27 protein-coding genes are annotated in these 26,282 nt (G+C 49.4%); 17 read left to right on the forward strand and 10 right to left on the reverse strand.

What is annotated here, in order from left to right:
* Window positions 1–11 precede the first annotated feature (11 nt).
* The 8 genes from ptsN to ACFODX_RS12195 form a co-directional block, all read right to left on the reverse strand.
* A complete protein-coding gene (gene ptsN / locus ACFODX_RS12160) occupies window positions 12–464 on the reverse strand; it encodes a PTS IIA-like nitrogen regulatory protein PtsN (RefSeq protein WP_378119454.1) in 453 nt (150 codons plus the stop codon).
* A 66-nt stretch (window positions 465–530) separates the two neighbouring features.
* The gene (hpf, locus tag ACFODX_RS12165) at window positions 531–821 is read right to left on the reverse strand and encodes a ribosome hibernation-promoting factor, HPF/YfiA family (RefSeq protein WP_324257851.1); all 291 of its coding nucleotides are present in this window, start codon (window positions 819–821) and stop codon (window positions 531–533) included.
* Window positions 822–928: 107 nt separating this feature from the next.
* Entirely contained in the window at window positions 929–2,581 is a 1,653-nt protein-coding gene (locus tag ACFODX_RS12170) for an RNA polymerase factor sigma-54 (protein WP_378119457.1), read from the reverse strand.
* 152 nt (window positions 2,582–2,733) lie between these two features.
* Window positions 2,734–3,459: an LPS export ABC transporter ATP-binding protein gene (lptB, locus tag ACFODX_RS12175; RefSeq protein WP_378119459.1), complete on the reverse strand. Its 726-nt coding sequence runs from the start codon at window positions 3,457–3,459 to the stop codon at window positions 2,734–2,736.
* A 3-nt stretch (window positions 3,460–3,462) separates the two neighbouring features.
* Window positions 3,463–4,020, reverse strand: a complete 558-nt coding sequence (gene lptA, locus ACFODX_RS12180) for a lipopolysaccharide transport periplasmic protein LptA (RefSeq protein WP_378119461.1) — start codon at window positions 4,018–4,020, stop codon at window positions 3,463–3,465.
* Window positions 4,007–4,618, reverse strand: a complete 612-nt coding sequence (lptC, locus tag ACFODX_RS12185) for an LPS export ABC transporter periplasmic protein LptC (RefSeq protein ID WP_378119463.1) — start codon at window positions 4,616–4,618, stop codon at window positions 4,007–4,009. Before lptC ends, lptA begins: the two co-directional genes overlap by 14 nt.
* A gap of 1 nt (window position 4,619) precedes the next feature.
* Window positions 4,620–5,159: a KdsC family phosphatase gene (locus ACFODX_RS12190; protein ID WP_378119465.1), complete on the reverse strand. Its 540-nt coding sequence runs from the start codon at window positions 5,157–5,159 to the stop codon at window positions 4,620–4,622.
* A 35-nt stretch (window positions 5,160–5,194) separates the two neighbouring features.
* Window positions 5,195–6,166, reverse strand: a complete 972-nt coding sequence (locus ACFODX_RS12195) for a KpsF/GutQ family sugar-phosphate isomerase (RefSeq protein ID WP_378119467.1) — start codon at window positions 6,164–6,166, stop codon at window positions 5,195–5,197.
* Window positions 6,167–6,467: 301 nt separating this feature from the next.
* Here ACFODX_RS12195 and ACFODX_RS12200 point away from each other — a divergent pair, with 301 nt between their 5' ends.
* The 5 genes from ACFODX_RS12200 (at window position 6,468) to hisD (ending at window position 10,890) form a co-directional block, all read left to right on the forward strand.
* On the forward strand, window positions 6,468–7,085 hold the full coding sequence (locus ACFODX_RS12200; RefSeq protein WP_378119469.1) for an MlaC/ttg2D family ABC transporter substrate-binding protein: 618 nt from the start codon (window positions 6,468–6,470) through the stop codon (window positions 7,083–7,085).
* 150 nt (window positions 7,086–7,235) lie between these two features.
* Entirely contained in the window at window positions 7,236–7,484 is a 249-nt protein-coding gene (locus tag ACFODX_RS12205) for a BolA family protein (RefSeq protein WP_378119471.1), read from the forward strand.
* Window positions 7,485–7,553: 69 nt separating this feature from the next.
* Entirely contained in the window at window positions 7,554–8,819 is a 1,266-nt protein-coding gene (murA, locus tag ACFODX_RS12210; RefSeq protein ID WP_378119473.1) for a UDP-N-acetylglucosamine 1-carboxyvinyltransferase, read from the forward strand.
* A gap of 28 nt (window positions 8,820–8,847) precedes the next feature.
* Window positions 8,848–9,483: an ATP phosphoribosyltransferase gene (gene hisG, locus ACFODX_RS12215; protein WP_331344489.1), complete on the forward strand. Its 636-nt coding sequence runs from the start codon at window positions 8,848–8,850 to the stop codon at window positions 9,481–9,483.
* A gap of 99 nt (window positions 9,484–9,582) precedes the next feature.
* Window positions 9,583–10,890 (forward strand): histidinol dehydrogenase, encoded by a 1,308-nt coding sequence (gene hisD / locus ACFODX_RS12220; RefSeq protein ID WP_378119476.1) that lies wholly within the window; start codon window positions 9,583–9,585, stop codon window positions 10,888–10,890.
* 65 nt (window positions 10,891–10,955) lie between these two features.
* On the opposite strand, the gene ACFODX_RS12225 is transcribed toward hisD, so the two are convergent.
* Both ACFODX_RS12225 and ACFODX_RS12230 read right to left on the reverse strand, forming a co-directional pair.
* Complete coding sequence (locus ACFODX_RS12225; protein ID WP_378119478.1) at window positions 10,956–12,077, reverse strand: S1C family serine protease; 1,122 nt, start codon at window positions 12,075–12,077, stop codon at window positions 10,956–10,958.
* Window positions 12,078–12,205: 128 nt separating this feature from the next.
* Window positions 12,206–12,712: a YhcB family protein gene (locus ACFODX_RS12230; protein ID WP_378119480.1), complete on the reverse strand. Its 507-nt coding sequence runs from the start codon at window positions 12,710–12,712 to the stop codon at window positions 12,206–12,208.
* Between the two features lie 142 nt (window positions 12,713–12,854).
* Between ACFODX_RS12230 and ACFODX_RS12235 the strand changes: the two genes are divergently transcribed.
* From ACFODX_RS12235 to phoU, 12 genes are all read left to right on the forward strand, one after another.
* Window positions 12,855–13,523 (forward strand): alpha/beta hydrolase, encoded by a 669-nt coding sequence (locus tag ACFODX_RS12235; RefSeq protein ID WP_378119482.1) that lies wholly within the window; start codon window positions 12,855–12,857, stop codon window positions 13,521–13,523.
* A complete protein-coding gene (gene zapE / locus ACFODX_RS12240; protein WP_378119484.1) occupies window positions 13,520–14,656 on the forward strand; it encodes a cell division protein ZapE in 1,137 nt (378 codons plus the stop codon). The genes ACFODX_RS12235 and zapE overlap by 4 nt, the downstream gene beginning before the upstream one ends.
* A 113-nt stretch (window positions 14,657–14,769) precedes the next feature.
* Window positions 14,770–15,198, forward strand: a complete 429-nt coding sequence (gene rplM / locus ACFODX_RS12245) for a 50S ribosomal protein L13 (protein ID WP_378119486.1) — start codon at window positions 14,770–14,772, stop codon at window positions 15,196–15,198.
* Between the two features lie 11 nt (window positions 15,199–15,209).
* Window positions 15,210–15,599 carry a 30S ribosomal protein S9 gene (rpsI, locus tag ACFODX_RS12250; protein WP_378119488.1) on the forward strand — a complete coding sequence of 130 codons (390 nt, stop codon included), beginning with the start codon at window positions 15,210–15,212 and terminating at the stop codon, window positions 15,597–15,599.
* Window positions 15,600–15,886: 287 nt separating this feature from the next.
* A complete protein-coding gene (petA, locus tag ACFODX_RS12255; RefSeq protein WP_324257834.1) occupies window positions 15,887–16,486 on the forward strand; it encodes a ubiquinol-cytochrome c reductase iron-sulfur subunit in 600 nt (199 codons plus the stop codon).
* Window position 16,487: 1 nt separating this feature from the next.
* On the forward strand, window positions 16,488–18,722 hold the full coding sequence (locus ACFODX_RS12260) for a ubiquinol-cytochrome c reductase (RefSeq protein ID WP_378119490.1): 2,235 nt from the start codon (window positions 16,488–16,490) through the stop codon (window positions 18,720–18,722).
* Between the two features lie 148 nt (window positions 18,723–18,870).
* Window positions 18,871–19,305: a ClpXP protease specificity-enhancing factor gene (locus ACFODX_RS12265; protein WP_378119492.1), complete on the forward strand. Its 435-nt coding sequence runs from the start codon at window positions 18,871–18,873 to the stop codon at window positions 19,303–19,305.
* A gap of 223 nt (window positions 19,306–19,528) precedes the next feature.
* Complete coding sequence (locus ACFODX_RS12270) at window positions 19,529–20,500, forward strand: PstS family phosphate ABC transporter substrate-binding protein (RefSeq protein WP_378119494.1); 972 nt, start codon at window positions 19,529–19,531, stop codon at window positions 20,498–20,500.
* Window positions 20,501–20,668: 168 nt separating this feature from the next.
* A complete protein-coding gene (locus tag ACFODX_RS12275; RefSeq protein WP_378119496.1) occupies window positions 20,669–22,954 on the forward strand; it encodes an ABC transporter permease subunit in 2,286 nt (761 codons plus the stop codon).
* Between the two features lie 15 nt (window positions 22,955–22,969).
* A complete protein-coding gene (pstA, locus tag ACFODX_RS12280; protein ID WP_378119498.1) occupies window positions 22,970–24,658 on the forward strand; it encodes a phosphate ABC transporter permease PstA in 1,689 nt (562 codons plus the stop codon).
* 71 nt (window positions 24,659–24,729) lie between these two features.
* A complete protein-coding gene (gene pstB / locus ACFODX_RS12285) occupies window positions 24,730–25,506 on the forward strand; it encodes a phosphate ABC transporter ATP-binding protein PstB (RefSeq protein ID WP_324257828.1) in 777 nt (258 codons plus the stop codon).
* A 20-nt stretch (window positions 25,507–25,526) separates the two neighbouring features.
* Complete coding sequence (gene phoU / locus ACFODX_RS12290; RefSeq protein ID WP_378119501.1) at window positions 25,527–26,249, forward strand: phosphate signaling complex protein PhoU; 723 nt, start codon at window positions 25,527–25,529, stop codon at window positions 26,247–26,249.
* The last annotated feature ends 33 nt before the right edge of the window (window positions 26,250–26,282 follow it).

Here is a 26,282-nt window from a genome sequence, read left to right on the forward strand (position 1 = left end):
GCATAGACCTACTAGGGGGCGGCTATAGCTGCTTGAAAAAGTGCTGTATCGCTGTCCGCTGTGCGCAGGCGTTGGCGGTAGTCAGCGTTGTTGAGAGCTCCTGCCAGTGCTGCCAGGGTTTGTAGATGTTCATCATGAGCATCTTCGGGTACCAACATTGCAAACAGTATGTCAACCGGTTGTGAATCTATGGCATCAAAATCGATTGGATCTGCCAGTGTGAGCAGCGCGCCTATGGTGCTATTGCAATTTGCGATGCGACAGTGGGGTATGGCGATGCCGTGCCCTATGCCGGTAGAGCCAAGGCGCTCTCTGCCGATTAGCCGGCGGAAGAGTTCGTCTGCCTCAATACCCGGAACATCCTGAGCAATAGCGTTAGCTAACAACTCTAGGGCGCGTTTTTTACTGCCGCCCTCAACACCGCAAAGCGTGCGTCCAGGGGTAATAAGATTTTGAATTTGCATGGTAGGTGTGACTAAAAGATTCTATCAATAAGTACGCGGCGAGTCTGACGACCCGCCGCATGATGATTAACGATGGCTGCGCATCTTTTCTTTGTGCTTAATTAGCTGGCGATCCAGCTTATCTGCCAGGGCATCAATAGCTGCATAGAGATCATCATGGGTTGCATCTGCAAACAAGTCCTTACCACTTACATGGATAGTGGCCTCTGCTTTCTGAATAAGTTTATCAACGGAGAGGATCACATGGGTGCTGGTAATTCGATCATGGTGGTGACTTAGACGCTCAATTTTGCTGTTGACGTAGTCTTTTAGTGAATCGGTAACTTCCAAATGATGACCACTAATGTTTATTTGCATAGATACTTCCTCTCGATAGAAACAAAATGGTTGTGATCAGCACAACCTAACAGTTCATCCTTGATTTTCTTCCGAATTAGGTACTGCTTGCCAGTGACAATACTAAGTCAAATGGTCTTACGTTCGTTTGAAGGTGGAATGTTCAGCGATTCGCGATATTTTGCGATTGTGCGACGCGCCACCTGAATTCCCTGTTCCGCCAATAAGTCGGTAATTTTGCTATCGCTCAGGGGTTTTTTGGGGTTCTCAGCGCTAACCAGTTTTTTGATAATGGCGCGAATTGCTGTCGATGAGCACTCGCCTCCACTATCGGTACTGACGTGGCTGGAGAAAAAGTACTTAAGTTCAAATATACCTTGCGGTGTATGCATATATTTTTGGGTGGTCACACGAGAGATGGTGGACTCATGCATTTCCACTATCTCGGCAATGTCATGTAATACCAGCGGTTTCATTGCCTCCGGCCCGTAGTCTAGAAAGCCGCGTTGTTTTTCTACAATACAGCTCGCCACTTTTAATAGTGTCTCGTTACGGCTCTGTAAGCTTTTTAGAAACCAGCGAGCCTCCTGTAAATTGTCTTTGAGAAAGGTATTGTCGCTACTGGAGTCGGCTCGTTTTACCATTGAAGCATAGTTGGCATTGATGCGTAGGCGCGGTGCAATTTCTGGATTTAATTCCACTATCCAGCGACCATCGCGCTTCTCTACAAACACATCAGGAACAACATATTCAGTGTCGCCGCTGGCGATAATATCGCCCGGGCGGGGGTTAAGGCTCTGGATAAGGGCTATAGCTTGGCTAAGTTCAGCTTCTTTAAGCTTGGTGCGGCGCATCAGCTGACGATAATCGCGGCTGCCTAAAATAGGTAGATAGAGCTTGGCGATAAGTTTCGCGGAATCCAGATATGGCGTCTTGGTGTCAAACTGTTGCAGCTGTACCAGCAGGCATTCCGAAAGATTCTGGCTGCAGACACCGCAGGGATCAAACTGTTGTAAGCGGTGCTGTACCGCTACCACCTCATCCAACTCCAGATCTTCCAGATCGTTGCGCATTCCCTCAAATATTTCTTCAATGCTGATTGATAGCATGCCGCTGGGTTCTACGGCATCGATGATGGCCATTGCCAGCACCCTATCACGATCAGACATTGGGGTGAGGTTAAGTTGCCACATCAGGTGGTCATAAAGTGAGTCTGTTGCAGCGCGGCGGCTTTCAAAGTCACTGTCTTCATTGTCGAAGTTGTTTGAGCTTCCCGCTGCGGAGGTTTGGTAAACGTCATCCCAACTGGTATCTACTGGTAGATCGGAAGGAATGGAGTCGCTCCAATCGCCACTATCGGCACTAAAACTCTCGCTTTCCCCATAGACATCGCTATCGCTGAATGACTCCCCATCACTAAAGTTATCGCTCTCACCAAAACTCTCGGTGTCACTGTAACTAGGCTCGCTAAAGCTATCGCTGGTGGAAGAGGTGAAGCTGTCGCTACTGGAGTAATCATTACTCGTATCGGTGCCGGACTCGGCAGCAATTTCTTGTTGGCGGTTGTAATCGATTTGATCGTCAGCACTGCCTTCGTAATCACTGCTTTGGCTAGGGGAGTCAAAGCTCTCCTCCATTTCAAGCATAGGATTTGAATCAAGCGCCTCTTGGATCTCTTGCTGTAAATCCAGGGTTGAAAGCTGCAGGAGGCGAATTGCCTGCTGCAGTTGGGGGGTCATGGTCAGCTGTTGGCCGAGTTTAAGCTGGAGAGATTGTTTCATTGTTGTTGCAACAAACCCTTAAATAACACGGTATGGAAAACATCTGTTAAGTGGAGTTTAGTCAGGGTTTGCGCTTCAAGCAACATGCTTAAGCAAGCTTTATGCCTAGTAGACAAAGAATGTTGCTTGTCAAGTTGTTTCTGCTTTGTTCGTCAGAGGCGGAAGTGCTCGCCCAGATAGACTTCGCGAACCTTGCTGTTGCTCAGCACAGTATCAGCGCTGCCCTCTGCGATTATGTGCCCCTCGCTGACGATGTAGGCCGTTTCACAGATATCAAGGGTTTCGCGCACATTATGGTCGGTTATCAATACACCTATGCCGCGATCTTTAAGATGGCGAACAATTTCTTTAATGTCATTTACAGAAATGGGGTCCACACCGGCAAAGGGTTCATCCAGAAGAATAAACTTGGGGTCTGTGGCCAGTGCGCGTGCGATTTCTACGCGGCGACGTTCGCCCCCCGAGAGCGCCATACCCAAACTATCTCGGATGTGCGTGATATGAAATTCGCTCAAGAGTGCTTCAAGTTTTTCTGCACGCGCTTTTTGGTCCAAATCCTTGCGCGTTTCAAGTATCGCCATGATGTTGTCAGCGACAGTGAGTTTGCGAAAGATAGATGCTTCCTGGGGTAAGTAGCCAATACCAGCGCGTGCGCGTCCATGGATAGGTAGCTGGGTAATATCCCTGTCATCAATAAGCACGCTACCGTTGTCGGCAGGAACCAAGCCGGCAATCATGTAAAAGCAGGTTGTTTTACCAGCGCCATTTGGCCCTAACAAACCCACTATGTGACCGCTCTCGACAGTGATCGAAACATCGATAACTACTTTGCGTTTTTTGTAGCTTTTGGCGAGATGACGCGCGTGCAAACTTGGCATAGGTTAATTGCTGCCTGGAGTGAAAGAGGGAGCCTGTGAATCACTTGCGGAGCCAGATTTTGGGGGGATGACAATTTCAATCCGCTGACCTTCACCTGCGGTGTTGCCTTCGGCTTTCATGACTTCTTTAACCAAGTCATAGTTAATGTGTGGGCCGCTCATGACGGCGCCATTTTGCTCGACGGATGCATCTTCGACCAGAAGCAAGTGCTCATTGCTGGGTGTGTAAGTAATTTGTTTGGCCGCGGCGGTAACTATCCCCTGTGTTTCTTCAGGTTGTTGTTGGAATTTAGCCGGGTTACCTGTAGCAACCATTTTTTCAACGCCACCGTCAGCGTTGGTGTGAATGATGATTGAATCGGCTTTGATGGTGAGGGAGCCTTGGCGGATTTCTACTGAGCCGGTATAGGTGGCTACCCCATTTTTCTGGTCAACGGTTAGGTTGTCTGCGGAGCCACGGATGGTTTCGTTTTTGTCGCTGGGTAATGCCCAAGCTGCGCCAGCACTGAGTAAAACAGTGACCAGGCCAAGCAACCTGAAAGTGGATTTAACGTGGTTCATAAACAGCCTTGACTTGTGACTTTAATTGGAACTGACTGTTGGTAAAGTCAGCTTCCATGCCTTCGGCCGTCATCTGACCCTTGGCGCTGCGCATCTTAACAGCTTTGTCTGTGCGCGCGAATTGTGTCTTGGGTAGCAAATCCAGCTTGCTGGTAGATATGCGCACCAAGCCGTTGGATGACGTTTGTTGTTGAATTTCTACATCGTTCAGAAGTTGAATTAATTCACCATTCATTTGGCTTTTACCCTCCCTTGCATTGACTATCCAGGGTGCAGTTGGGTCTTCATCAAAAAACTCCATCGTAGGGCTTTCGATCATGGTGTAGTCATGTTCCGATGGGCTCTCTGTATCTTTTTGAAAATGAGTGATTTGCGGTGTGGTAAGGCGATAGCGCAGATTGCCTGAGGTGCCGTATTCGCGGGTTTCCACGCTGGTCATGTAATATTGTGGAAAGCCGCCGCTAGCATATGGGTCTGGTCTTGGGTCATCTTTATGACGCAGGGAAAATGCAAAGAAAAACACCAGCATAGCCATTGCAACTATCCATGGCACTGGAACCTGTTGGTGAATTTGCTGGATTCGATCGACTAGTCTCATCTTACGCAGAGGATCCGTGCAGGTAGGCGCCCAGCGCCTTATCGTATGTATTTTGTGCTTGCATAAGTAAGTCGCAGGCGGCTCGTACTGCCCCCTCTCCACCACGTTCACGACTTTGCCAGTGCGCGCGTTCTACGACACTGAAATGGGCATTGGCAACTGTAAGTGCAAGACCAATGCGAGTCATAACTGTCAGGTCTGGCCAGTCATCTCCCATGAATGCAATTTCATGCAATGCATAGCTGTGTTCCCGCAGGATTTCCTGCAGCGCTTCCCATTTGTCCTCGCGGCCCTGAACGAGAATATCAATCCCTAAGTCCCGCGCGCGCCGTGCCACTAAATCACTGGTGCGCCCAGTGATAATGCCAACTTTGACACCGGTTTTTTGCAGGGCTTTGATGCCCTGTCCATCGAGCGTATTAAATGCCTTGAACTCATCGCCGCTATTGTTGAAAAACAGCCGCCCGTCGGTCAGCACTCCATCCACATCCAATAGCAGGAGTTTGATTTGCGCAGCGCGCTCCCGTAGTTCAGCATTCATCTTTTTCGTTCCAGGTCCAATTATTGCTGCAGTTATCAAATGATACCGGCGCGTAGCAAATCATTAATTTTTACGACACCAACCAACTGTTTTTGTTCGTTGTGCACCAGTAGTACGTTTATCTTGGCTTCCTCCATAACCGCCAAGGCTTCTGCGGCGAGGGTATTGTCGCGCAGCATTTTGGGGGTCGTATTCATCAAGTCACCCACTTTGGCGCTGCGCACATCAATTCCCCGATCAATACTGCGGCGCAAGTCGCCATCAGTAAATATGCCGAGTAGCTCGTGGGCATTACTCATGACGGTTGTCATGCCAAATCCTTTTTCTGACATAACCATCAAAGCATCCAATAAAGGGGTGTCGGGAGATACATGGGGAATATCACTACCGGTGTGCATGACGTCACCAAGGCGTAGTAATAGTTTGCGTCCCAGTGCTCCTCCAGGGTGAGAGAAGGCAAAATCTTCAGCAGTAAAGCCGCGAGCCTCTAGCAGGGCAATGGCAAGTGCATCCCCCATCACCAGCGTGGCTGTAGTGCTGGAGGTGGGAGCCAGATCCAGCGGGCAGGCTTCATGCTCTACGCTGATATCCAAATTGACCTCTGCCACCTCGCCAAGAGTGGATTGGGGATTGGCTGTCATGCTGATTATTTTAATGCCTGCCCGCTTGAGCAAGGGGAGCAGGGTAATTACCTCTTTGGAACTGCCAGAGTAGGAAATGGCCAGCACCAGATCATTTTTGGCGATCATGCCCAAATCGCCATGGCTGGCTTCTGCGGGATGTACAAAAAAAGCCGGGGTGCCGGTACTTGCAAGAGTGGCGGCGATTTTTTTGCCAATATGACCGGATTTGCCTATGCCGGTGACTATGACTCTACCGCTGCACTCCATAATCAGTTCACAGGCGCGGCTGAAACCTTCGCCAATACGGCCATCCAGTGCGCTTACTGCCTCTGCTTCAAGCCGTATAGTGCGCCGTGCAGAGCTTGGATAATCGAAGCTGGTCATATCAAGATTCCAAAGAGAAGGGCTGCATTATAACGGCCATCTTTCACAAGGCGAGTGGGGGTGTGTCTTTTTTGCGGGTATGCGGTTATCCCGATATTGGTGAAATGTTATAGTGCGCACCGCAAAAGACCTGAATAAGCTTCAGGTTAAATTTAACTTTCCTTTGGTTTAATAAGTCGCCTCAATAAATACCTTGCACGAGAATGGCACCATAAGGGGGTAGTGTTGTCCGATCATCTGTTGCCCAGGCTTACTCAGCCCGGCCAACCAGTTCATTTTTCTCAATATGGAAGGTTTTACAATGAAATATGTGTTCACCAATCTATCTCGTTTTGTTCTGGGAATGTTATTGCTGCTCGGATTCCAGATATCACAGGCTGCCGATGCCACTCAGAGTCCTCAGATAATTGTTGAAACCGTCGCGCAGGAGCTGTTTGGTCTGGTTAAGACTAAAAATACTGACAAGATGGCTGATGAGGTTTATTTCAAGCAAGTTGAAAAGGCGCTTGAGGAAGTGGTGAATTTCCCTTTTATTGCTGCATCAGTAATGGGTAAGGCTGCATACTCCAAGGCTACTCCGGCACAGCGTGAACAGTTCCAAAAAGTCTTTAAAGACGGCATGGTCAAATCGCTTGGTAAGGGTGTTTTGGGTTATGCCGACAGCAAGGTTGTGATTGCGGGGGTGGATGACAGTAACCCCAACCGTCAGGTGGTCAAACAGGAAGTGTCGGCCGACGGCGCTACCCATAAGCTGAACTACACCATGCGCAAGGAAAAATCAGGCGAGTGGAAATTGATCAACGTGGTGCTCAATGGCGTAAACCTGGGTCAATCGTTCAGTGGTCAATTCAAGGCGAGCCTTAAAAAATACAACGGTGATATCGATAAAGTGATCGCCAATTGGTTGGCTGATGCATAACCGGATCTGTAGTTAGCCAATCGACAAAACCCCCGGCCTGCGCTGGGGGTTTTGCTTTGCAGTGCCGGATTTTCGGATGCGATATGGGCGACATTCCGGTAAACTTCGCGCCTTATTTCTGATTACAGCCCTTCTTAATCGAGTAATTCTATGCAAGCTGAACAAATCAAAGCGCTGATTGAAAGCCAAATCCCGGATTGCGATGTCAAATCGGTCGATGTCATGGGTGATCATATAGGTCTGGTGGTCGTAAGCCCTGCATTTGCCGGTTTGACCCCTGTTAAAAAGCAGCAGTTGGTGTTGTCGACCTTGAGTGCGCAATTTGCTGACCGCAGCATCCACGCGGTGGATTACATCAAATCCTTCACGCCCGAACAGTGGCAACAGCAGCAACAGTAACGTCTCCGGCTTGAAGTCGGCATTGGCTGGCTCGGGCCTCTTTTTTCTCTTCTTTGTTTTCAGGGTTGTATGGATAAGTTTTTGATTAACAGTAGCGGTCCACTGACGGGCGAGCTGCGAATTTCCGGTTCCAAAAATGCAGGTTTGCCGCTGTTGGCGGCGACAATTTTGGCCGATTCCGAAGTGCGCTTGAGCAATGTTCCGCACTTGAAAGACATGACTACCATGGTGCAGTTGCTGCGCACCCTCGGCCTGACCATTGAGATTCAGGGCGAGCATGTGGTGATTGTGGACCCCAATACCATCAACTCCTACACCGCGTCTTACGAGCTGGTAAAAACCATGCGCGCATCGATTCTGGTGCTTGGGCCATTGCTTGCGCGCTACGGCGAAGCCAATGTGTCTTTCCCGGGGGGGTGTGCAATTGGTTCGCGCCCGGTGGATATCCATTTACGCGGCCTTGAAGCCATGGGGGCGATTATCGAAATCGATGGTGGTTATATCCGTGCTCGCTCAAATGGCCGCTTGAAAGGCTGCCATTTCCTGATGGATATGGTCACCGTTGGCGGCACTGAAAACCTGCTGATGGCCGCGGTATTGGCTGAAGGCAAAACCGTATTGGAAAACGCGGCGCGCGAACCTGAGATTGTTGACCTTGCCAATATGCTGGTTGCTATGGGCGCGAAAATCGAAGGTATAGGTACATCGACCCTGACAGTTCATGGCGTTGATAAACTGCACGGTTGCGAATACAGCGTGATGCCTGACCGTATCGAAACCGGCACCTATCTGGTTGCCGCTGCAGCGACTCGTGGCAAGATTAAATTGACCAATACCCGCGCCGACATTCTTGAAGCCGTGTTATTGAAGTTGCAGGAAGCGGGCGCGGATATCACCACTGGTGAAGACTGGATCGCGCTGGATATGCACGGCAAGCGCCCGAAAGCAGTTAGCTTGAAAACGGCTCCTTACCCGGCATTCCCTACAGATATGCAATCGCAATTTATGGCAATGAATGCGGTCGCTGAAGGTATCAGCCACATCACCGAAACGATTTTTGAAAATCGCCTGGTACAGGTTGCCGAATTGAACCGTATGGGTGCGCATATCGAACTTGAACACAATACGGCGATTGTTACGGGTGTTGAGCGTTTAAAAGCGGCACCAGTAATGGCATCTGACCTGCGCGCCTCGGCAAGTTTGGTGATTGCCGGTTTGGTGGCGGATGGTGAGACCCTGATCGACCGCATTTACCACATCGATCGCGGTTACGAAGCTATCGAGCAGAAATTCCAAAGCCTCGGTGCCAGTGTGCGCCGTGTTAAGGGTTCATAAGCGCAAAGGTATAAAAAAGGTAAAACCCATGAGTCAAACCCTGACCATCGCGCTCACCAAAGGGCGCATTCTGGAAGAGACACTACCACTGCTGGCGGCAGCGGATATTCGCCCGCTCGAAGATATGGAAAAGAGCCGCAAGCTGGTATTTGAAACTACCCAACCCAATGTGCGTTTTTTATTGTTGCGCGGTGCAGATGTTCCCACCTACGTGCAATTTGGTGCGGCCGATATGGGTATTTCCGGAAAAGACACTCTGATGGAAAACGGCGCTGAAGGTTTGTATGAACCGCTCGATTTAAATATCGCGCGCTGCAAATTAATGACCGCTGGCGTGAAGGGTGAATCCCTGCCGGCTGGTCGTATTCGTGTTGCCACCAAGTATGTGAATATCGCCAAACAATATTACGCATCCCAAGGTCGCCAGACGGATATCATCAAGCTCTACGGTGCGATGGAGTTGGCACCGATTATGAATTTGGCCGACGAAATTGTGGATATTGTCGATACCGGCAATACCCTGCGTGCGAATGGCTTGGAGCCGCGCGATTTTATTGCAGATATCAGCTCGCGTTTGATCGTGAACAAAGCTTCAATGAAAATGAAACACGTACAAATCCAAAATATTATCGACCATATCGCCAAGGCAGTTGCGGTCGATTAGTTTTTTATGTCCTCAATTGCAAATGCCAATGTGCATTTGCAATTGATCAGCGGCATTATCAGTTCATCTTGTCTAACTCTGTGTCTAAAAGAGAATTCCATGTCTGACTCTATCATCACCCGTTTGGATGCAAGCCAAAGCGATTTTAATCAGCAGTTGGATCAATTGTTGGCCTGGGAATCGGTAAGTGATACCCGTGTTGCAGCAGTTGTCGACGACATCTTGCATCAAGTCAAAACGCGCGGTGATATTGCAGTGGTGGAGTTCACCAATAAATTTGACCGTCGTTCAGCGCAAAGCATGAATGATTTTGTTGTCACACCAGCAGAATTACAAAATGCACTGACACAAATTCGCCCTGAGCAACGTGCTGCCTTGGAAGTTGCTGCTGAACGTATTCGCAGTTATCACCAGCATCAATTGCAAAGTTCATGGCGCTACACGGAAGCTGACGGCACTGTGCTTGGCCAGCAAATTTCGGCGATGGAACGTGTGGGGTTGTATGTGCCCGGTGGTAAAGCGTCTTACCCTTCATCGGTGTTGATGAATGCGATTCCGGCCAAGGTCGCGGGTGTTGATGAATTAACGATGGTAGTGCCCGCGCCTGATGGTGAAATCAGCCCAATGGTGTTAGCAGCTGCAGCGATTGCGGGCGTGGATCGCGTCATTACGATTGGTGGTGCGCAAGCAGTTGCGGCGCTTGCCTACGGCACTGAAACCATAGCCAAAGTCGATAAAATTGTCGGCCCTGGTAACATCTATGTAGCGACGGCCAAGCGCGCGGTATTCGGTCAGGTGGCGATTGATATGATCGCTGGTCCTTCTGAGATTTTAGTGGTGTGCGATGGTTTGACCGACCCCGATTGGATCGCGATGGATTTATTCAGTCAGGCTGAGCACGATGAACAGGCGCAATCGATTTTGCTGTGCCCGGATGCGGAATATTTGGATAAGGTTGAATCATCCATTAAGAAATTATTGCCAACACTTGCGCGCGAAAGCATCGCCAGTGTGTCGTTAAAAAATCGCGGTGCCTTGATTAAAGTTGCAGATATGGAGCAGGCAATTGCTGTGAGCAATCGCATCGCACCTGAGCATTTGGAATTGTCGATTGCTGACCCGGAAGCCTGGTTGCCGAAAGTGCGCCACGCGGGCGCAATTTTTATGGGGCGCTTTACTCCTGAAGCGTTGGGCGATTATTGTGCTGGTCCCAACCACGTGTTGCCCACCTCGGGTACTGCGCGTTTTTCATCGCCACTGGGTGTGTACGATTTCCAAAAGCGCAGCTCGATTATTATGTGCTCGGCATCGGGTGCATCAGAGTTGTCCAAAACAGCATCGGTGCTTGCACGCAGTGAATATCTTGAAGCGCATGCACGCTCGGCGGAGTATCGGATTATCGACTAATTATGGTTGGTAATGTTGAAATAAAAATGGGCGCTGATGCGCCCATTTTTATTTCAACATTATTGTTATGTCTTGGTTTGTGTATTGCTGCGTTCACCCGCAATTGCTTCTAATTCAATCGATTCGCCATTGCGGATTAAATTCATTTTTACTTTGGATTTCGGTACCAGTTTATTCACCAGTTCCATGCATTGGCGCGCATCTTCTATCTCTTCATCATTAATGTGCGTCAAAATATCATTTGGTCGCACACCGGCGATATGTGCCGGGCCATTCGGATAAATTCCAGAAATCACAATACCTTTGGTGCGCGGATGGGTGCCGCCTTCAATTCCCAGCCAGCCGCGAATAACTCGTCCATGTTGGGCGATTTGACGCAAGCTTTCCATTGCAATTTTTGCTGGTACTGCAAAGCTAATTCCAGATGAAGTGTTGTACTCATCAAGTACCGCTGTATTGATTCCTATCAAGTTTCCGTAAGCATCAACCAAGGCGCCGCCGGAGTTTCCAGGATTGATCGCAGCATCAGTTTGAATAAAATTTTCGCGATAGGCTTCTTCGCTGATGCCAACATTCCAACGGCCTGTAGCACTGACAATGCCTTGGCTGACACTTTGTCCTACACCAAACGGATTGCCAATTGCCAACACCACATCGCCAACTCTCACTTTGTCTGAGTCGCCAAGCGTGATTGGGCTGATGTTATCAAGTTCTATTTTAAGTACTGCCAAATCGTTGTCTGAATCCATGCCTACTAGTTCAGCTGCAGTGACGCGGCCATCGTAAAGCAGTACAGCAATACGATCAGCGCCGTTGATAACATGGTTATTCGTAAGAATGAGTCCCGAACTATCAACTATCACACCTGATCCCAAGGTTTTTTGCATGCGTTCTTGCTGTGGTGTATTGGAGTTGTTGTATAAATGACGAAAGAATGGGTTGTTTGAGAGGTTGCGATAACGCTCAATTACGCGTTTTTCAGTATAAATATTCACTACAGCTGGGGCTGCGCGATTAACAGCATCGGCGTAAGAAACGACTCCATATGGCAAATGATTCTGTAGCATTTGTACATCGGAGGTCTTGGTTTGGCGCAATTGGGGAAATAGCAAAAGTGCGAGTAAAGCAATAATAACGCCTGCGGTGATCGGCCAACCAAAAAATTGCAGCAAGCGTTGCAGTTGCATACTGGGCGTCTCCAGTGAGTGTCATGCTAAGTCAGGTCAATAAAAACCCCGCTGATTAGCGGGGTTTTGCGTGCGTCTTAATTTTGTGTGCTGCATTCGGAGCTTCTTTCCGGGTGCTTAGGTAATTATCAGTAGCGGTTTGCTTTACCGTCAAAGTCATAATCTTCCGCTGATTCTGTTGGAAGGCGAGAGCTATCTACCGGGTCGTCACGCAAACCATAGTCTTCGCTCAGTGCACCTTTGCTGCCGGGTGCTTTGGGCGCCCAATCGCGTGGAGGTTCAATCTGCTGGCCGGTGATATAGGATTTGGTGCCTCCACCTAGTCCGCTATTGGCTGAATCCAATATTTGCCGGCTAATGGCAGGAGTAGCTAATTTGAGTGCGCCACTTGCAAGATGCTCATGTACTTCACGATAAGATTGGGTGAGGTTATTAACTAGCTCGGACGTTTGCGCAAAGTGTTCGGCAACATCGCGTTGGTAACTTTGCAGTGATGTTTCTGCGTGATGTAGGCGCTGCTCAAGATTATGCCCCAATAAACGGGCGCGGAAACTGTACATAATAAAAGCAGCTACACCGCCACCTGCGAGCAGGCAAACTAAGCCAGTGACAACGAGGGTACTAAATGAATACACAGCTATCTCCTACTGAATAACGACCTTAAGTCAGCAATATACTGCCGAGCGCATCAATACACCTATTATAAGTCCATTTTCTCATTAAAATGGGCAAAAATTATCGCTCTGTGCGAAACACCGCTGACATTAGAGGTATTGAATGGTTTTTCCGTTTGCAAAAGAACAGGCAGTTTTTGTCCCTGGGCCCAGCGGTCAATTGGAAGCAATGATTCATGCTCCGGATGACGAAGGAGTGTTTTCGGAGCGTCGGGCTATCGCTATCATTTGTCACCCGCATCCGCAACATGGCGGCACTATGGATAACAAAGTGGTTACCACACTCATGCGAGTGTACCGCGATCTGGGTATTGCTGTGGTGCGCTTTAATTTTCGCGGTGTAGGTAGAAGCGAAGGGCAGTTTGATAATGCCATAGGTGAGCAAGATGATCTTTTGGCTATGGTTGCTTGGTTGAACCAACAATTTCCTGATGCGCCTTTGTTACTGACAGGTTTTTCGTTTGGTTCCTCCATTGCTGCTCAGGTTAGTTATGAGGTTGCTCGATTGTTGCATCTTGCGCTGATTGCTCCACCGGTTGAGCGATATCCCTATGCGCGTAACGGCAAATTCAACTGCCCTTTGTGTGTGGTGCAGGGGGGTAAGGATGAGAGGGTAGTTGCCTCTGGTGTTTATGATTGGGCGGCCTCGCTGCAAAGTGATGTGGAGTTGATTCGCTATCCTGAGGCCGGTCATTTTTTTCATGGTTATTTAACAGCACTCAAAGTTGATTTGAGTGCCGCGATAGAGCGGCAATTAACAGAGGTAGTATGACAGGCGAGATGGCGGTTTCTTTATCACCTCTGGAACGCTATCGGCGTGATTTGACTCGTTCCGATTTTCGACACGACACTGCTCAGGAGCAGGCGGTTCAACACTTGCAGCGACTTTATGAGGAGTTGGTTGCGGCTTGGCAAGATGAGCAACAGCAGTCTGCCTTGGGGGCTTTTTTCAAGCGGCTGCGCGGCGACGAGTCGCGCAAGTTGGTGCGCGGACTTTATTTCTGGGGTGGAGTAGGGCGCGGTAAAACCTACCTGATGGATAATTTTTTTGAAAGTTTGCCTTTTGAGCAGAAGTTACGTGCCCACTTTCATCGGTTTATGCGCCGGGTGCATGCTGAGTTAAAAAAGTTGGACGGGCAAAAAAATCCACTCAAAAAAGTCGCCGATATTATTGCGCATGAGGCAAGAGTTATTTGCTTTGATGAGTTTTTTGTTTCGGATATTACCGATGCCATGATTTTGGGTACGTTGATGGAAGAGTTGTTTGCTCGCGGTGTTACGCTGGTGGCCACCTCCAATATTGTCCCGGATGGTCTTTACAGGGATGGCTTGCAGCGCGCTCGTTTTCTGCCGGCGATAGCGCTACTGAATGAGCACACGCTAGTTGTCAATGTTGATGGTGGTGTTGATTATCGGTTGCGCGCGCTTGAGCAGGCTGAGCTTTACCATTATCCACTTGATGAAGCTGCCGATAAAAGTTTGCTATGTAGTTTCAAGAGTTTACTGCCGTCTGGGGGTATTTATCAGAGCGATGTAGCGCTGGAGGTTGAAGGGCGCATGATCCTTGCTCGCCATCTAGGCGAAGGTGTGGCTTGGTTTGACTTTGTTGAGCTTTGTGACGGCCCCCGGTCGCAGAATGATTACATTGAATTGGCGCGCGAGTATCACACGGTTGTGCTGAGTAATGTGCCTGCCTTGGGTCGTGCCAAGGATGATCAGGCGCGCCGTTTTGTAAACTTGGTAGATGAGTTTTATGATCGCCAGGTCAAGTTGGTGATTTCTGCAGAACTGCCTCTGGCTAATCTTTACTCAAGTGGTAAGTTGGATTTTGAATTCCAGCGCACAGTTAGTCGTTTACTGGAAATGCAGAGTCACGACTATTTGGCTAAGCCACATCGGCCTTAATAAATTGCACTTAGTCGTTGAAAAGTGGGTATTTGCTGTGTAGTATGCCGCCTCCCTGTTTTAGGGATGTCTGTATATTTAAAATTTGTATCCACCAATTAGGCAGGAATAACATGAAGACCTATATTGCCAAAGCAGAATCTGTCTCTCAGGACTGGTTCATCGTGGATGCGGCTGGAAAAACCCTCGGCCGTTTATCTGCGGAAATTGCCTCGCGTTTGCGTGGTAAGCACAAGCCAGAATTCACTCCGCACGTTGATACCGGTGACTACATTGTAGTGATCAACGCTGCACAAGTGCGTGTGACTGGTCGTAAAGCAACTGACAAGATTTACTATTCGCACACTGGTTTTGTGGGTGGCATTAAATCTATCAGCTTCCAAAAGTTGATTGAAAAAGCTCCAGAGCGCACCATCCAGACTGCCGTTAAAGGTATGTTGCCAAAGGGTCCACTGGGGCGCGCTATGTTCAAAAAACTGAAAGTTTATGCAGGTAATGAGCATCCACATGCTGCTCAGCAACCTAAAGAACTGAGCATCTAAGGGGAGCTGACATGTCTGCACAATTTTACGGCACCGGCCGTCGCAAAACCTCTACCGCGCGTGTGTTCATCACCGCTGGTTCAGGCACTATCACTGTAAATGACCGTCCTTTGGATGAGTATTTCGGCCGTCCAGTAGCGCGCATGGTAGTGCGTCAACCGCTGGAGCTGGTTGGTTTAGTTGAGAAGTTTGATGTAAACGTCACCGTGTCTGGCGGCGGTAGCTTTGGTCAAGCAGGCGCTATTCGTCATGGTCTGACTCGTGCTCTGATGGAGTATGACGAAAGTCTCCGTAGCGAATTGCGTAAAGCTGGTTACGTTACTCGCGACTCTCGTGAAGTTGAGCGTAAGAAAGTGGGTCTGCGCAAAGCGCGTAAGAAGCCACAGTTCTCCAAGCGTTAATGATTTGTCCCGGTTGCGGCTTTTTCCGCAACTGGTTGACTATCATCAAAAACGCCCAAGTCTATGCTGGCTTGGGCGTTTTTTTATGTCTAGAATTGCGCACTTATAACCCACTGAATAAGTGTGGTTATTCTTGTAAGCCGAGCGCGAATTCATTAAGATTGCCCGCCTTTTCTTGAGTCACCCAATAATCCTTTGTCGCCATACTTCGTATAAGCCTTAGTTCAGGTTGTGGGGCGATGTGAGGCGATTTACTAGCCGTTAAAGCTGTTAGGGGAGAATTCGTCATGAGTAATGACGCAGTAAACAAAACGCGCCGTCGCGTGTTGATCGGTGCCACCTGTGCGGTGGGGGCGGTTGGCGTGGTGGGTGCCGCTATTCCATTTGTAGGCTCGTGGAGCCCCAGTGCCAAAGCAAAAGCTGCCGGTGCACCGGTCAAATACAACATCAGCAAAATAGAGCCGGGCGCTATGGTCACCGTTGAGTGGCGCGGTAAGCCGGTTTTCATAGTGCGTCGTACGCAGGCAGCCCTTGATAGCTTAAAGGCTGTTGAAGCCCAGGGTGTGCTTCTGGATCCGGATTCCAAAGAAACGATGCAGCCAAGTTATGCACAGAATCCAGAGCGAGCAATCAATAAAGAATTCGCTATATTGTTGGGTATTTGTACACACCTTGGTTGTGCTCCAATGTTCCGTCCGGATGTAGGCGCTGCGGATCTTGGTGGTGACAAGTGGCAAGGTGGTTTCTTCTGTCCTTGTCATGGTTCCAAATATGACCTCGCTGGTCGTGTTTATTCTGGCGTACCCGCACCTCTCAACCTGGAAGTTCCTCCTCATCGTTATGAGAGCGACTCAGTAGTTGTGATTGGCGAAGATCAGGAGGCTTGATATGAATTGGTTAACAGGTTTGTGGCAATGGGTTGATAAGCGTCTACCGGTACAGCGCGCGTGGGATACCCACATGGGTAAATACTATGCCCCTAAAAACTTTAACTTTTGGTACTTCTTTGGTGTTCTTTCGATACTTGTGCTGGTAAACCAGTTAGTTACCGGTATTTGGTTGACCATGAGTTTTAATCCATCTGCAGAAGGTGCTTTCGCATCTGTCGAATACATCATGCGCGATGTAGATTACGGTTGGATTTTACGTTACATGCACTCTACTGGTGCTTCAGCGTTTTTTGTTGTTGTTTACCTACATATGTTCCGCGGCATGATGTACGGCTCTTACAAAGCTCCACGTGAACTAGTGTGGATTTTTGGTATGACTATCTATCTTGTGCTTATGGCAGAAGCTTTTATGGGTTACGTTTTGCCTTGGGGACAAATGTCTTACTGGGGGGCTCAGGTAATTGTTTCCTTGTTTGGTGCTATTCCTGTGGTTGGTGATGGTTTGGTGGAGTGGATTCGTGGTGACTATCTTATTTCAGGCATTACTCTGAATCGTTTCTTCGCGTTGCATGTGGTAGCGCTGCCGATAGTTTTGCTCGCGTTGGTGGTTATGCATATTCTGGCTTTACATGAGGTGGGTTCCAATAACCCCGATGGTGTAGAGATCAAGAAGAACAAGGACGAAAATGGCATTCCGCGTGATGGAGTCCCTTTCCATCCTTTCTATACAGTTCATGATTTAGTCGGTATTACGGTTTTCTTGTTTGCTTTCTGTTTCATCATGTTTTTTATGCCAGAGATGGGCGGTTTCTTCCTCGAATACGCCAACTTTGAAGAAGCGAATAATCTGAAGACTCCTACCCATATTGCGCCTGTGTGGTATTTCACGCCTTTCTACGCAGTATTGCGTGCAGTAACTCTACAAATTGAAATTGGCCCAATGGTGTTAACTGCAAAGCTGCTTGGCTTTATTGCTATGGGTGCTGCTATTGCGCTCTTGTTTGTATTGCCATGGTTGGATCGTAGCAAAGTTAAGTCTATGCGTTATCGTGGTCACATTCCCCGCGTTATGTTGATTGCATTTGCTGCGATGTTTGTGGTGTTGGGTTACTTGGGTGTTAAGGCGCCTACCGAAGGTAGAACGCTTTTGTCACAGATCGCCACAACCTTCTACTTTGCTTATTTCCTTACTATGCCAGTATGGACAACAACTAGCCCTGAAAAAGCCAAATCCAAGTTTTCTTGGGTAGCCTGTGGTTTGTTTGCTGTGATTTTTGCCTGGATGGGTATTGATTACATTGGCGGTGATGTTCCTGCTTTGTTGCTGGTGCTGTGTTTTGCATTAGCTGCCATTTTTGCTGTTCTGCCGTTATTAGCTGCGCGCGACAAGGATTTAGTAGAGCCTACACGTACTCAGGCTAAAGGTTTGCCAGCAATTGTTGTGCTTGGTGGTTTGGCATTGTTCCTGGTGTTGATGATTGTCCCTATCAAGGCAGTTGCTGCCGGTGGCGCATTTGATTGTGGTGCGATTCCTTGTGACAAAATGGAGCCAGATTTGCGCGACAAGGAGTCGCTGCAGAGCGGTGCCAAATATTTCATTAACTATTGTATGGGATGCCATTCGGCAAAGTTTTCCCGCTACGAGCGCGTTGCTGATGATTTGGGTATTCCCCATAGTTTGATGGAGGAGAATCTTATATTTGGCGGTCAGCGCATCGGTCAGTTGATGGAAATTGCCATGAAGCCGCAGCAGTCAAAAGTCTGGTTTGGTGTGGCGCCGCCTGATTTAACTCTGGTTGCACGTGTTCGTTCACCAGAATGGCTCTACACCTACTTACGTAATTTTTATAAAGATGATTCGCGTCCATGGGGTGTGAATAATCGTGTATTCCCCAATGTCGGTATGCCTCATGTGTTGATTGGTCCGCAAGGATTGTTGGAGTGCGGTGCCGGCCCTAAACTCAATCATCGCGGTAGCGCAATGCGCAATGATGTGGGTGAAGTGGAAATGGATGAGCATTGCGGTGCTTTGGTTGAAGGCAAAGTTAAGGGCACCATGACTACCGCGGAGTTTGATAAAGCGATGTATGATCTGGTGAATTTCCTTGAGTACGTAGCTGAACCTGTCGCCGTAAAGCGTGAAGCTATTGGCTATTACGTATTAGGCTTTCTGGTTATCCTGTTTATCTTTGTGTATTTCCTGAATCGCGAGTTCTGGCGAGATATTCATTAATAACCAAAGCAAGATTAAAAAAGGGCGACGCAAGTCGCCCTTTTTTGTTTGGCTTGTCCTGTCTCGGATAACGTTGCTTTTAGTTTTACAAACGGGCGAAACAGGTTAAATTGCTTTCTTTAGTTATGATCAGACCAAGGAATTTAGTATGTCCATGACATCCAGCCGACCTTATTTTTTGCGCGCCGTCTACGAATGGATTTTGGATAACAATTGCACTCCGCATATTTTGGTCGACGCTCATGTGCCCGGGACGCAAGTGCCGCAGCAGCACGTGAATAACGAGGGGCAGATTATTCTCAATATTTCACCCTCTGCGATTAAAGATTTCTTTATGGATAACACTGCCGTGTCCTTTAATGCGCGCTTCAGCGGGGTAGTCAATAACCTCTACATTCCCTGTGGAGCGGTTTTGGGAATTTATGCGCGGGAGAATGGGCAGGGCATGATGTTTGAGCCTGAAGTCAACCCGGCTCCACCTCCGCCCGGTGGGCCTACACCTGCTCCTTCTGGCGGTTCTGCTGGAGGGGCCAAGATTGATGCAGCTCCCGCCAAGCGTCCCGGATTGCGCGTAGTTAAATAGCCCCTGTTTGCTCCCCTAAAAACACCAGCTTCGGCTGGTGTTTTTGTTTTACCAGGATAAAAGGCCATGATTCATGCGTGTGACATTTGTGCGACACATTTGTGACAAAAATTTCAGTTGGTCACATAACTGTCATATTCGCTGGGTAAAGTAATCCTCAATGAAGGGCTGATCCTTCATCGCTAGAACTTATTTACTCACGTAATCACTGATGGAGCGCTCTATGAACGCTATGAAAATTTTAAAGGGGTTGGCACTGGCCGGCTCTATGGTTTGTGCAGCTGCTGTGCAGGCTTCAGTTGATCCCGCGCTGCCTGAGTACAAGGCTGTTACCGGCGTTTCGGGCAATGTTAACTCAATCGGTTCAGATACCCTGAACAACCTGATGACACTCTGGGCTGAGGATTTTAAAAAGTGGTACCCCAATGTGAACATCCAGATTCAGGGTGCTGGCTCTTCTACTGCGCCACCAGCCTTGATTGAAGGCACAGCAAACTTTGGCCCTATGAGCCGTATGATGAAAACCGAAGAGATTCAGGCGTTTGAAGCCAAACATGGTTATAAGCCAACGCCAGTGCCAGTAGCGATTGACGTACTGGCTGTTTACGTGAACAAGGATAACCCGATCAAAGGTCTGAGTATTCCTCAGGTTGACGCCATTTTCTCTGCTACACGCAAGTGCGGTGCTCCAAAAGATATTACTCGTTGGGGTGAGGTAGGTCTGACTGATGCTTGGGCAAATCGTGATTTTGAAATGTACAGCCGCAATGCAGTATCTGGCACCTACGGCTACTTCAAAGATGAAGCTCTGTGCAAAGGCGATTTTAAGTCCACTATCCTCGAACAACCTGGCTCTGCATCAGTGGTACAAAGCGTATCTGAATCCATTAACGGAATTGGTTATTCGGGTATCGGTTATATCACTTCAAGTGTGCGTGCATTACCTCTGTCGAAAAAAGAAGGCGGCGAGTTCGTTGCGCCTAATGCAAAAACAGCATTAGACGGAACCTATCCTTTGTCGCGTGTACTTTACATGTACATCAACAAGCACCCGAATCGTCCACTTGATGCGCTGCAACTGGAATTCATCAAGCTGATCCTTTCCAAGCAAGGTCAGCAAACAGTAGTGCGCGATGGTTATATCCCACTGCCAGCGACTATGGTGCAGAAGGCGCTTGCCGACCTGCAGAAGTAAGCTGATCGACTTACACAAAAAACGCCGACTTGTTCGGCGTTTTTTGTGGCTGAAAGATAAATATTACAGTCAGGTGACACTTTAATGACAGTTTTTTAGCTCTGTAACAAAAGTGTCATTTTTGGTTGCTAGGATTCTCGCGCCAGACGATAAACAGGTAACTAGACCATGTCCGAATCTATGACTTCGGCCAAGCCAACCCAGAGCTTGATGCCCAACCGCGAGCAGCGTGATAAGTTGCGTCGTGTTCGTAAATTGAAAGATCAGTTATCACGCTACGGTGTTATGTCCGCTGGGCTGGCTGTGGTGTTTTCCCTCGGTTTGATTTTCTTCTACCTTTTTTCAGAGATCGCGCCGCTGTTTCGCGGTGCGTCAGTGGAGCCTACCCATAGTTATACGGCTGCACAGCTACAGCAACAAGCCGATGACCAGACTGAGCACCTTACCCTTGAGCGTTACGAGGAAATAGGTGCCAGTTTTAAACGTAGCGGCAGCGTTCACTTTTTCCAAGTCGCTGATGGCCAAGAGATATTAAACGTGCAGGTGCCGCGCTCGGAAACGGCGGAGTTCCGCAGTATCGCCACCAGTACGCCTGACTACGGCTTAGTGGCTTATGGATACAGCAACGGTGAAGTCGCTGTTGTAAAGCCGGATTACGCCCTTAGCTACCCCAACGATAAGCGCCAAATCATCCCCAGTTTGCTTTCACCGCTGGGCGAAGCTACACAAATCATAGATGAGCAGGGCAGTGCACTGGTCAATCTTGCCGTGCAAGAGACCTCTGCCGGTATCTTAATTGCTGCCATGACCGCAGATGCCCGTTTGTTGTTGGCGAGTTTCAGCACTAGCCAAAACATGATTACGGGTGAAATCACCATCAACCGCGATGTCACCCAATTGCCGGCGTTGCCCACAGGCAGTAAGCCGGTGGCGATGCAATTAGATAATGGTGCACGTCACCTGATTGTGGCGACCGACCAATCCCAGTTGCTGCTATACAGTTTGGTGAACCCTGCTGAGGCGCAGGTGCAGTCTGCCATTACGCTGGAAAACAAAATCACCCGCATGGAATTTTTAGTAGGCACCGCGTCGCTAGTAATAGGTACCGATAAAGGTGAATTGAGCCAATGGTTTTTGGTTCGCAACCCGGAAAACATTTACCAACTCAAGCAGGTTCGCAGTTTTGAGAGCTTGGATGGCGCCATCACTCGCATAGTGCCGGAACACGGGCGCCGCGGTTTTTGGGCCAGTGACGATAAGGGCAATCTGGGAATTTATTTTGCCACCTCACAGCGCACACTCTTAATTGATTCCGTCAGCGATACGCCTATCCAGCAGCTAGCTGTCTCCCCGATTCACAACCGCGCACTGTGGCTGGACAGCAACACACTGACCGTTGCCGATACCTGGAACAAGCACCCGGAAGTCTCGTTTAGCTCCCTGTGGCACAAGGTTTGGTACGAAGGGCGCGACGCACCAGAGTACATCTGGCAAGCCTCCTCCGGCAGCGACAACTTTGAACCCAAAATGAGTTTTGTACCGCTCTCTGTAGGTACGCTCAAAGCCGCGTTTTTCGCCATGTTGTTTGCCATCCCGCTCGGTGTGATGGGTGCCATTTACACCGCTTACTTCATGACTCCCAAATTGCGTGGTTTGGTAAAACCAACCATTGAAATCATGGAGGCTTTACCAACCGTGATTCTGGGCTTTCTTGCCGGTTTGTGGTTGGCGCCCTTTGTAGAGGATCACCTGCCAGCGGTATTCAGTATTTTGATTCTGTTGCCAGTGGTGATGTTGGTGACCGGATATATCTGGAGCCGCTGCCCCGAGTCTTTGCGCACCCGTGTGCCAGAGGGCTGGGAAGCTGTGATTGTGGTACTGCCGATTATCCTGACCGTATGGGCCTGCGTGGCTAGCAGTCAATCTGCAGAAGTCTTGTTGTTCGATGGCAGCATGCGTCAATGGTTTACCGAAAACGGTATCGACTACAGTCAGCGTAACGCCTTGGTGGTCGGTATTGTGATGGGCTTTGCGGTGATTCCCACCATCTTCTCCATCGCTGAAGACGCTGTATTCAGTGTGCCGCGTCACCTCACGCAAGGTTCCCTGGCGTTGGGCGCTACCCGCTGGCAGACCGTGGTGGGTGTGGTATTGCCGACTGCCAGCCCTGGTATTTTCTCCGCAATCATGATGGGCTTTGGCCGCGCTGTGGGCGAAACCATGATTGTACTCATGGCGACGGGTAACAGCCCGGTAGTCAACTTCAACATCTTTGAAGGCATGCGTACCTTCTCCGCCAATATCGCGGTGGAGTTGCCCGAAACAGCGGTGGCAAGTACCCACTTCCGCGTTCTGTTCCTGGCGGCGCTGGTGCTATTGGCACTGACTTTTGTGATGAATACCTTGGCGGAAGTCATCCGTCAGCGTCTGCGCAAACGCTACAGCAACCTGTAATCGGTGATGAATTCGATGAACAAATTGACTCGTAAAAATACCTCTTGGTTTAGTAGTGGTTCGCCGTGGATTTGGTTGAATGGCGGCGCCATATCGCTGTGTATGATTATGGTTGTGGGGCTATTGGGCCTGATTGCCGTGCGCGGTTTTGGCCACTTTTGGCCTGCAGACATTCTGCAGACCAGTGTGGTTGATCGCAGTGGTCAAACCCACATCATCATGGGTGAAGCGGTGCGCGACGAGGTGATCCCCGCTGCGGTGGCTCGCGATGGCGGTTATGAGATTGCCGATGACGCCGAGATAATCACCCGCCACCTGTTCAAAATGGGTAACCGCGACATTACTGGCCGTGACTTTGTGTGGTATCTGGACATGGGCATGAAGCCCTGGGAATACCCGGCAGATGCGGTGGCCATTGAGCGCCGCGAATGGGGTAATTTTTACGGATACCCGGTGGCGATTAAAGAGCAGGATCAAAAAGTCACTGAGCTTGCCGCTAGCGATTTCTGGCAACAATTGGATGCTCGCCTGGAGCGCGCGCTGGATTTGCACGAGCAGGTACATCGCATTGAGAAAGTGGATATTGGCCGCATCAACCGCCAAATGGACGACTTGCGCCTTGAGCGCCGCCGCTTGGAGTTGAGCGGTATCAGTGCCGCCGAATTGGCCGTTGCCGATGCGGAATTTGCTGAGCAACGCGCGGCGCTGGAAGCGCAATACGCGGTGGTTAAAGCTGAGCGCGATCAAATTTTGGCACAAGCAACACGCGACAAATTATTGGTTCGCACCGCCGATGGCAAAGAGGCAAGCATTGGTTTTAACCACATAGTGCGCGTCACTCGCCCTAACACCATGACCGTAGCTGAAAAGCTGGGTCAATATGTGGAGCGTTTCTGGGAGTTTCTGACTGATGAGCCGCGTGAAGCCAATACCGAAGGCGGTATTTTCCCGGCCATTTTCGGCACCATTACGATGGTCATTGTGATGTCGATTATGGTAACGCCACTGGGCATTTTGGCGGCCATTTACCTGCGCGAATACGCCAAGCAGGGCACCATGCTGAAGATTATCCGTATCTCGGTGTACAACTTGGCCGGCGTGCCTTCTATTGTGTACGGCGTATTTGGCTTGGGCTTTTTTGTCTACATCCTCGGCGGTAGTATCGACCAGCTGTTTTATCCCGAATCCCTGCCTACGCCCACCTTTGGAACCCCCGGCTTGTTCTGGGCATCACTCACACTCGCGCTCTTGACCTTGCCGATTGTGATTGTGTCTACCGAAGAAGGCTTGGCGCGTATCCCCAGCACCATTCGCCAAGGCAGCTTGGCCTTGGGGGCAACAAAAGCGGAAACCCTGTGGAAAGTGGTCGTGCCGCTGGCAACTCCCGCTATGCTCACCGGGCTTATTTTGGCGATTGCCCGTGCAGCCGGTGAAGTGGCGCCGCTGATGTTGGTGGGCGTGGTGAAACTGGCGCCGTCGCTACCCATTGATGGCAACTACCCCTACTTGCATTTGGATCAAAAGATCATGCACTTGGGCTTTCACATTTACGACGTAGGCTTCCAGAGCCCGAGTGTAGAAGCGGCGCGCCCGCTGGTATATGCCACCTCGCTGATACTGGTCGCGCTGATTATGGTGCTGAACATTGCCGCTATTAAGATCCGCAATAACTTGCGTGAAAAATACCGTGGCGCTTCGGAATAATCCGCGCGCATTGCGTACTTATTATTTATCTACTGTGATTTTTTTATTGGTTTTTTAAAGCAGGCACAACTATGAACCCGACTGCATTGGTAGAACCTATCAAGCTTGAAGTGAACAACCTCAACTTGTACTACGGTGAAAAGCGCGCGCTGAATAACGTGAGCATGAAAATTCCCGAGAAAAAAGTAACGGCATTTATCGGCCCCTCTGGCTGCGGTAAATCCACCCTGTTGCGCTGCTTTAACCGCATGAATGATTTGGTGGATTCGTGCCGTGTTGAAGGTCAGATTCTGTTGGACGGCTACAATATCTATGACAAGAGTGTGGATGTTGCCGAGCTGCGCCGTCAGATTGGTATGGTGTTCCAAAAGCCCAACCCTTTCCCTAAATCCATTTACGAAAACGTGGCTTATGGTTTGCGTTTGCAAGGTGTGAAGTCCAAGCGTTTGCTGGATGAGGTGGTCGAGCGCTCGCTTAAAGGCGCGGCCCTGTGGGACGAGGTAAAAGACCGTTTACACGAAAATGCCTTTGGTCTGTCTGGTGGTCAACAGCAGCGTTTGGTCATTGCTCGCGCAATCGCCATCGAACCGGAAGTGATTTTGTTGGACGAGCCAGCCTCGGCGCTTGACCCCATCTCTACACTCAAAATTGAAGAGTTGATTAACGAATTAAAAAATCAGTACACCATTGTGATTGTGACCCACAGCATGCAGCAGGCGGCGCGGGTTTCTGATTACACCGCGTTTATGTACATGGGCGATTTGATTGAACACGACCTCACCGACACAGTGTTCACCAACCCCAGTAAAAAACAAACTGAAGACTACATCACTGGCCGTTACGGTTAATGCGGAGGCGCATCATGGTTATGGATATTACAAGTCACACCCATCACATTTCACAGCAGTACAACATCGAGCTGGAAGCGATTCGCACCCATTTGTCCGAAATGGGCGGCATGGCCCAGCGGCAGGTGAATGATGCGATTCAAGCGCTGATCGATGCAGATATTGAGCGCGCCGAACAAGTAGTACGTGCCGATACCAAGGTCAACTCTATGGAGGTGACCATCGATGAAGAGTGCGTGCGCATTCTCGCGCGTCGTCAACCTGCTGCAAGCGATTTACGATTGGTGATCGCGGTTACCAAAGCCATTACCGATTTGGAACGCATTGGCGATGAAGCCAGCAAAATTGCTCGTCAGGCTATCGCCATGAACAAAGATGGCCAATCACCACGCGGTTATATTGAAGTGCGCCATATTGGCGGCCACGTATCGCGTATGTTGCAAGATGCGTTGGATGCTTTTGCGCGCCTGGATATGGATCTGGCGCTCAACGTGGTGCAAACCGATAAACAAGTGGACATGGAATACGCCACGGCTATGCGTGAGTTGGTGACTTTTATGATTGAGGATCCGCGCAGCATTACGCGCGTGCTCAGTATTATGTGGTCGCTGCGTGCGCTGGAGCGTATTGGCGACCATGCGCGCAACCTGGCGCAATACGTCATCTATCTGGTCAATGGTGAAGATGTTCGCCACGCTAATTTGGAGCAAATTGCCGAAAACCTGCACCCCAAGAGTGAATAAACTCTCCATTTGGTTCAGCCCGCATTTTTTGCG

Source organism: Cellvibrio fontiphilus (assembly GCF_042646205.1).
Taxonomy (GTDB): Bacteria; Pseudomonadota; Gammaproteobacteria; order Pseudomonadales; family Cellvibrionaceae; genus Cellvibrio; species Cellvibrio fontiphilus_A.

Bases quoted from the DNA above. Each gene is read 5' to 3' on its own strand.
- hisG (WP_331344489.1), top strand. From the start codon at position 8,848: ATGAGTCAAACCCTGACCATCGCGCTCACCAAAGGGCGCATTCTGGAA.
- ptsN (WP_378119454.1), bottom strand. From the start codon at position 464: ATGCAAATTCAAAATCTTATTACCCCTGGACGCACGCTTTGCGGTGTT.
- murA (WP_378119473.1), top strand. From the start codon at position 7,554: ATGGATAAGTTTTTGATTAACAGTAGCGGTCCACTGACGGGCGAGCTG.
- rpsI (WP_378119488.1), top strand. From the start codon at position 15,210: ATGTCTGCACAATTTTACGGCACCGGCCGTCGCAAAACCTCTACCGCG.
- ACFODX_RS12225 (WP_378119478.1), bottom strand. From the start codon at position 12,077: ATGCAACTGCAACGCTTGCTGCAATTTTTTGGTTGGCCGATCACCGCA.
- ACFODX_RS12190 (WP_378119465.1), bottom strand. From the start codon at position 5,159: ATGAATGCTGAACTACGGGAGCGCGCTGCGCAAATCAAACTCCTGCTA.
- ACFODX_RS12270 (WP_378119494.1), top strand. From the start codon at position 19,529: ATGAACGCTATGAAAATTTTAAAGGGGTTGGCACTGGCCGGCTCTATG.
- lptB (WP_378119459.1), bottom strand. From the start codon at position 3,459: ATGCCAAGTTTGCACGCGCGTCATCTCGCCAAAAGCTACAAAAAACGC.
- rplM (WP_378119486.1), top strand. From the start codon at position 14,770: ATGAAGACCTATATTGCCAAAGCAGAATCTGTCTCTCAGGACTGGTTC.
- ACFODX_RS12200 (WP_378119469.1), top strand. From the start codon at position 6,468: ATGAAATATGTGTTCACCAATCTATCTCGTTTTGTTCTGGGAATGTTA.
- ACFODX_RS12205 (WP_378119471.1), top strand. From the start codon at position 7,236: ATGCAAGCTGAACAAATCAAAGCGCTGATTGAAAGCCAAATCCCGGAT.
- hisD (WP_378119476.1), top strand. From the start codon at position 9,583: ATGTCTGACTCTATCATCACCCGTTTGGATGCAAGCCAAAGCGATTTT.
- ACFODX_RS12170 (WP_378119457.1), bottom strand. From the start codon at position 2,581: ATGAAACAATCTCTCCAGCTTAAACTCGGCCAACAGCTGACCATGACC.
- pstA (WP_378119498.1), top strand. From the start codon at position 22,970: ATGAACAAATTGACTCGTAAAAATACCTCTTGGTTTAGTAGTGGTTCG.
- lptC (WP_378119463.1), bottom strand. From the start codon at position 4,618: ATGAGACTAGTCGATCGAATCCAGCAAATTCACCAACAGGTTCCAGTG.
- ACFODX_RS12265 (WP_378119492.1), top strand. From the start codon at position 18,871: ATGTCCATGACATCCAGCCGACCTTATTTTTTGCGCGCCGTCTACGAA.
- phoU (WP_378119501.1), top strand. From the start codon at position 25,527: ATGGATATTACAAGTCACACCCATCACATTTCACAGCAGTACAACATC.
- petA (WP_324257834.1), top strand. From the start codon at position 15,887: ATGAGTAATGACGCAGTAAACAAAACGCGCCGTCGCGTGTTGATCGGT.
- pstB (WP_324257828.1), top strand. From the start codon at position 24,730: ATGAACCCGACTGCATTGGTAGAACCTATCAAGCTTGAAGTGAACAAC.
- ACFODX_RS12260 (WP_378119490.1), top strand. From the start codon at position 16,488: ATGAATTGGTTAACAGGTTTGTGGCAATGGGTTGATAAGCGTCTACCG.
- ACFODX_RS12275 (WP_378119496.1), top strand. From the start codon at position 20,669: ATGTCCGAATCTATGACTTCGGCCAAGCCAACCCAGAGCTTGATGCCC.
- zapE (WP_378119484.1), top strand. From the start codon at position 13,520: ATGACAGGCGAGATGGCGGTTTCTTTATCACCTCTGGAACGCTATCGG.
- ACFODX_RS12235 (WP_378119482.1), top strand. From the start codon at position 12,855: ATGGTTTTTCCGTTTGCAAAAGAACAGGCAGTTTTTGTCCCTGGGCCC.
- lptA (WP_378119461.1), bottom strand. From the start codon at position 4,020: ATGAACCACGTTAAATCCACTTTCAGGTTGCTTGGCCTGGTCACTGTT.
- ACFODX_RS12195 (WP_378119467.1), bottom strand. From the start codon at position 6,166: ATGACCAGCTTCGATTATCCAAGCTCTGCACGGCGCACTATACGGCTT.
- hpf (WP_324257851.1), bottom strand. From the start codon at position 821: ATGCAAATAAACATTAGTGGTCATCATTTGGAAGTTACCGATTCACTA.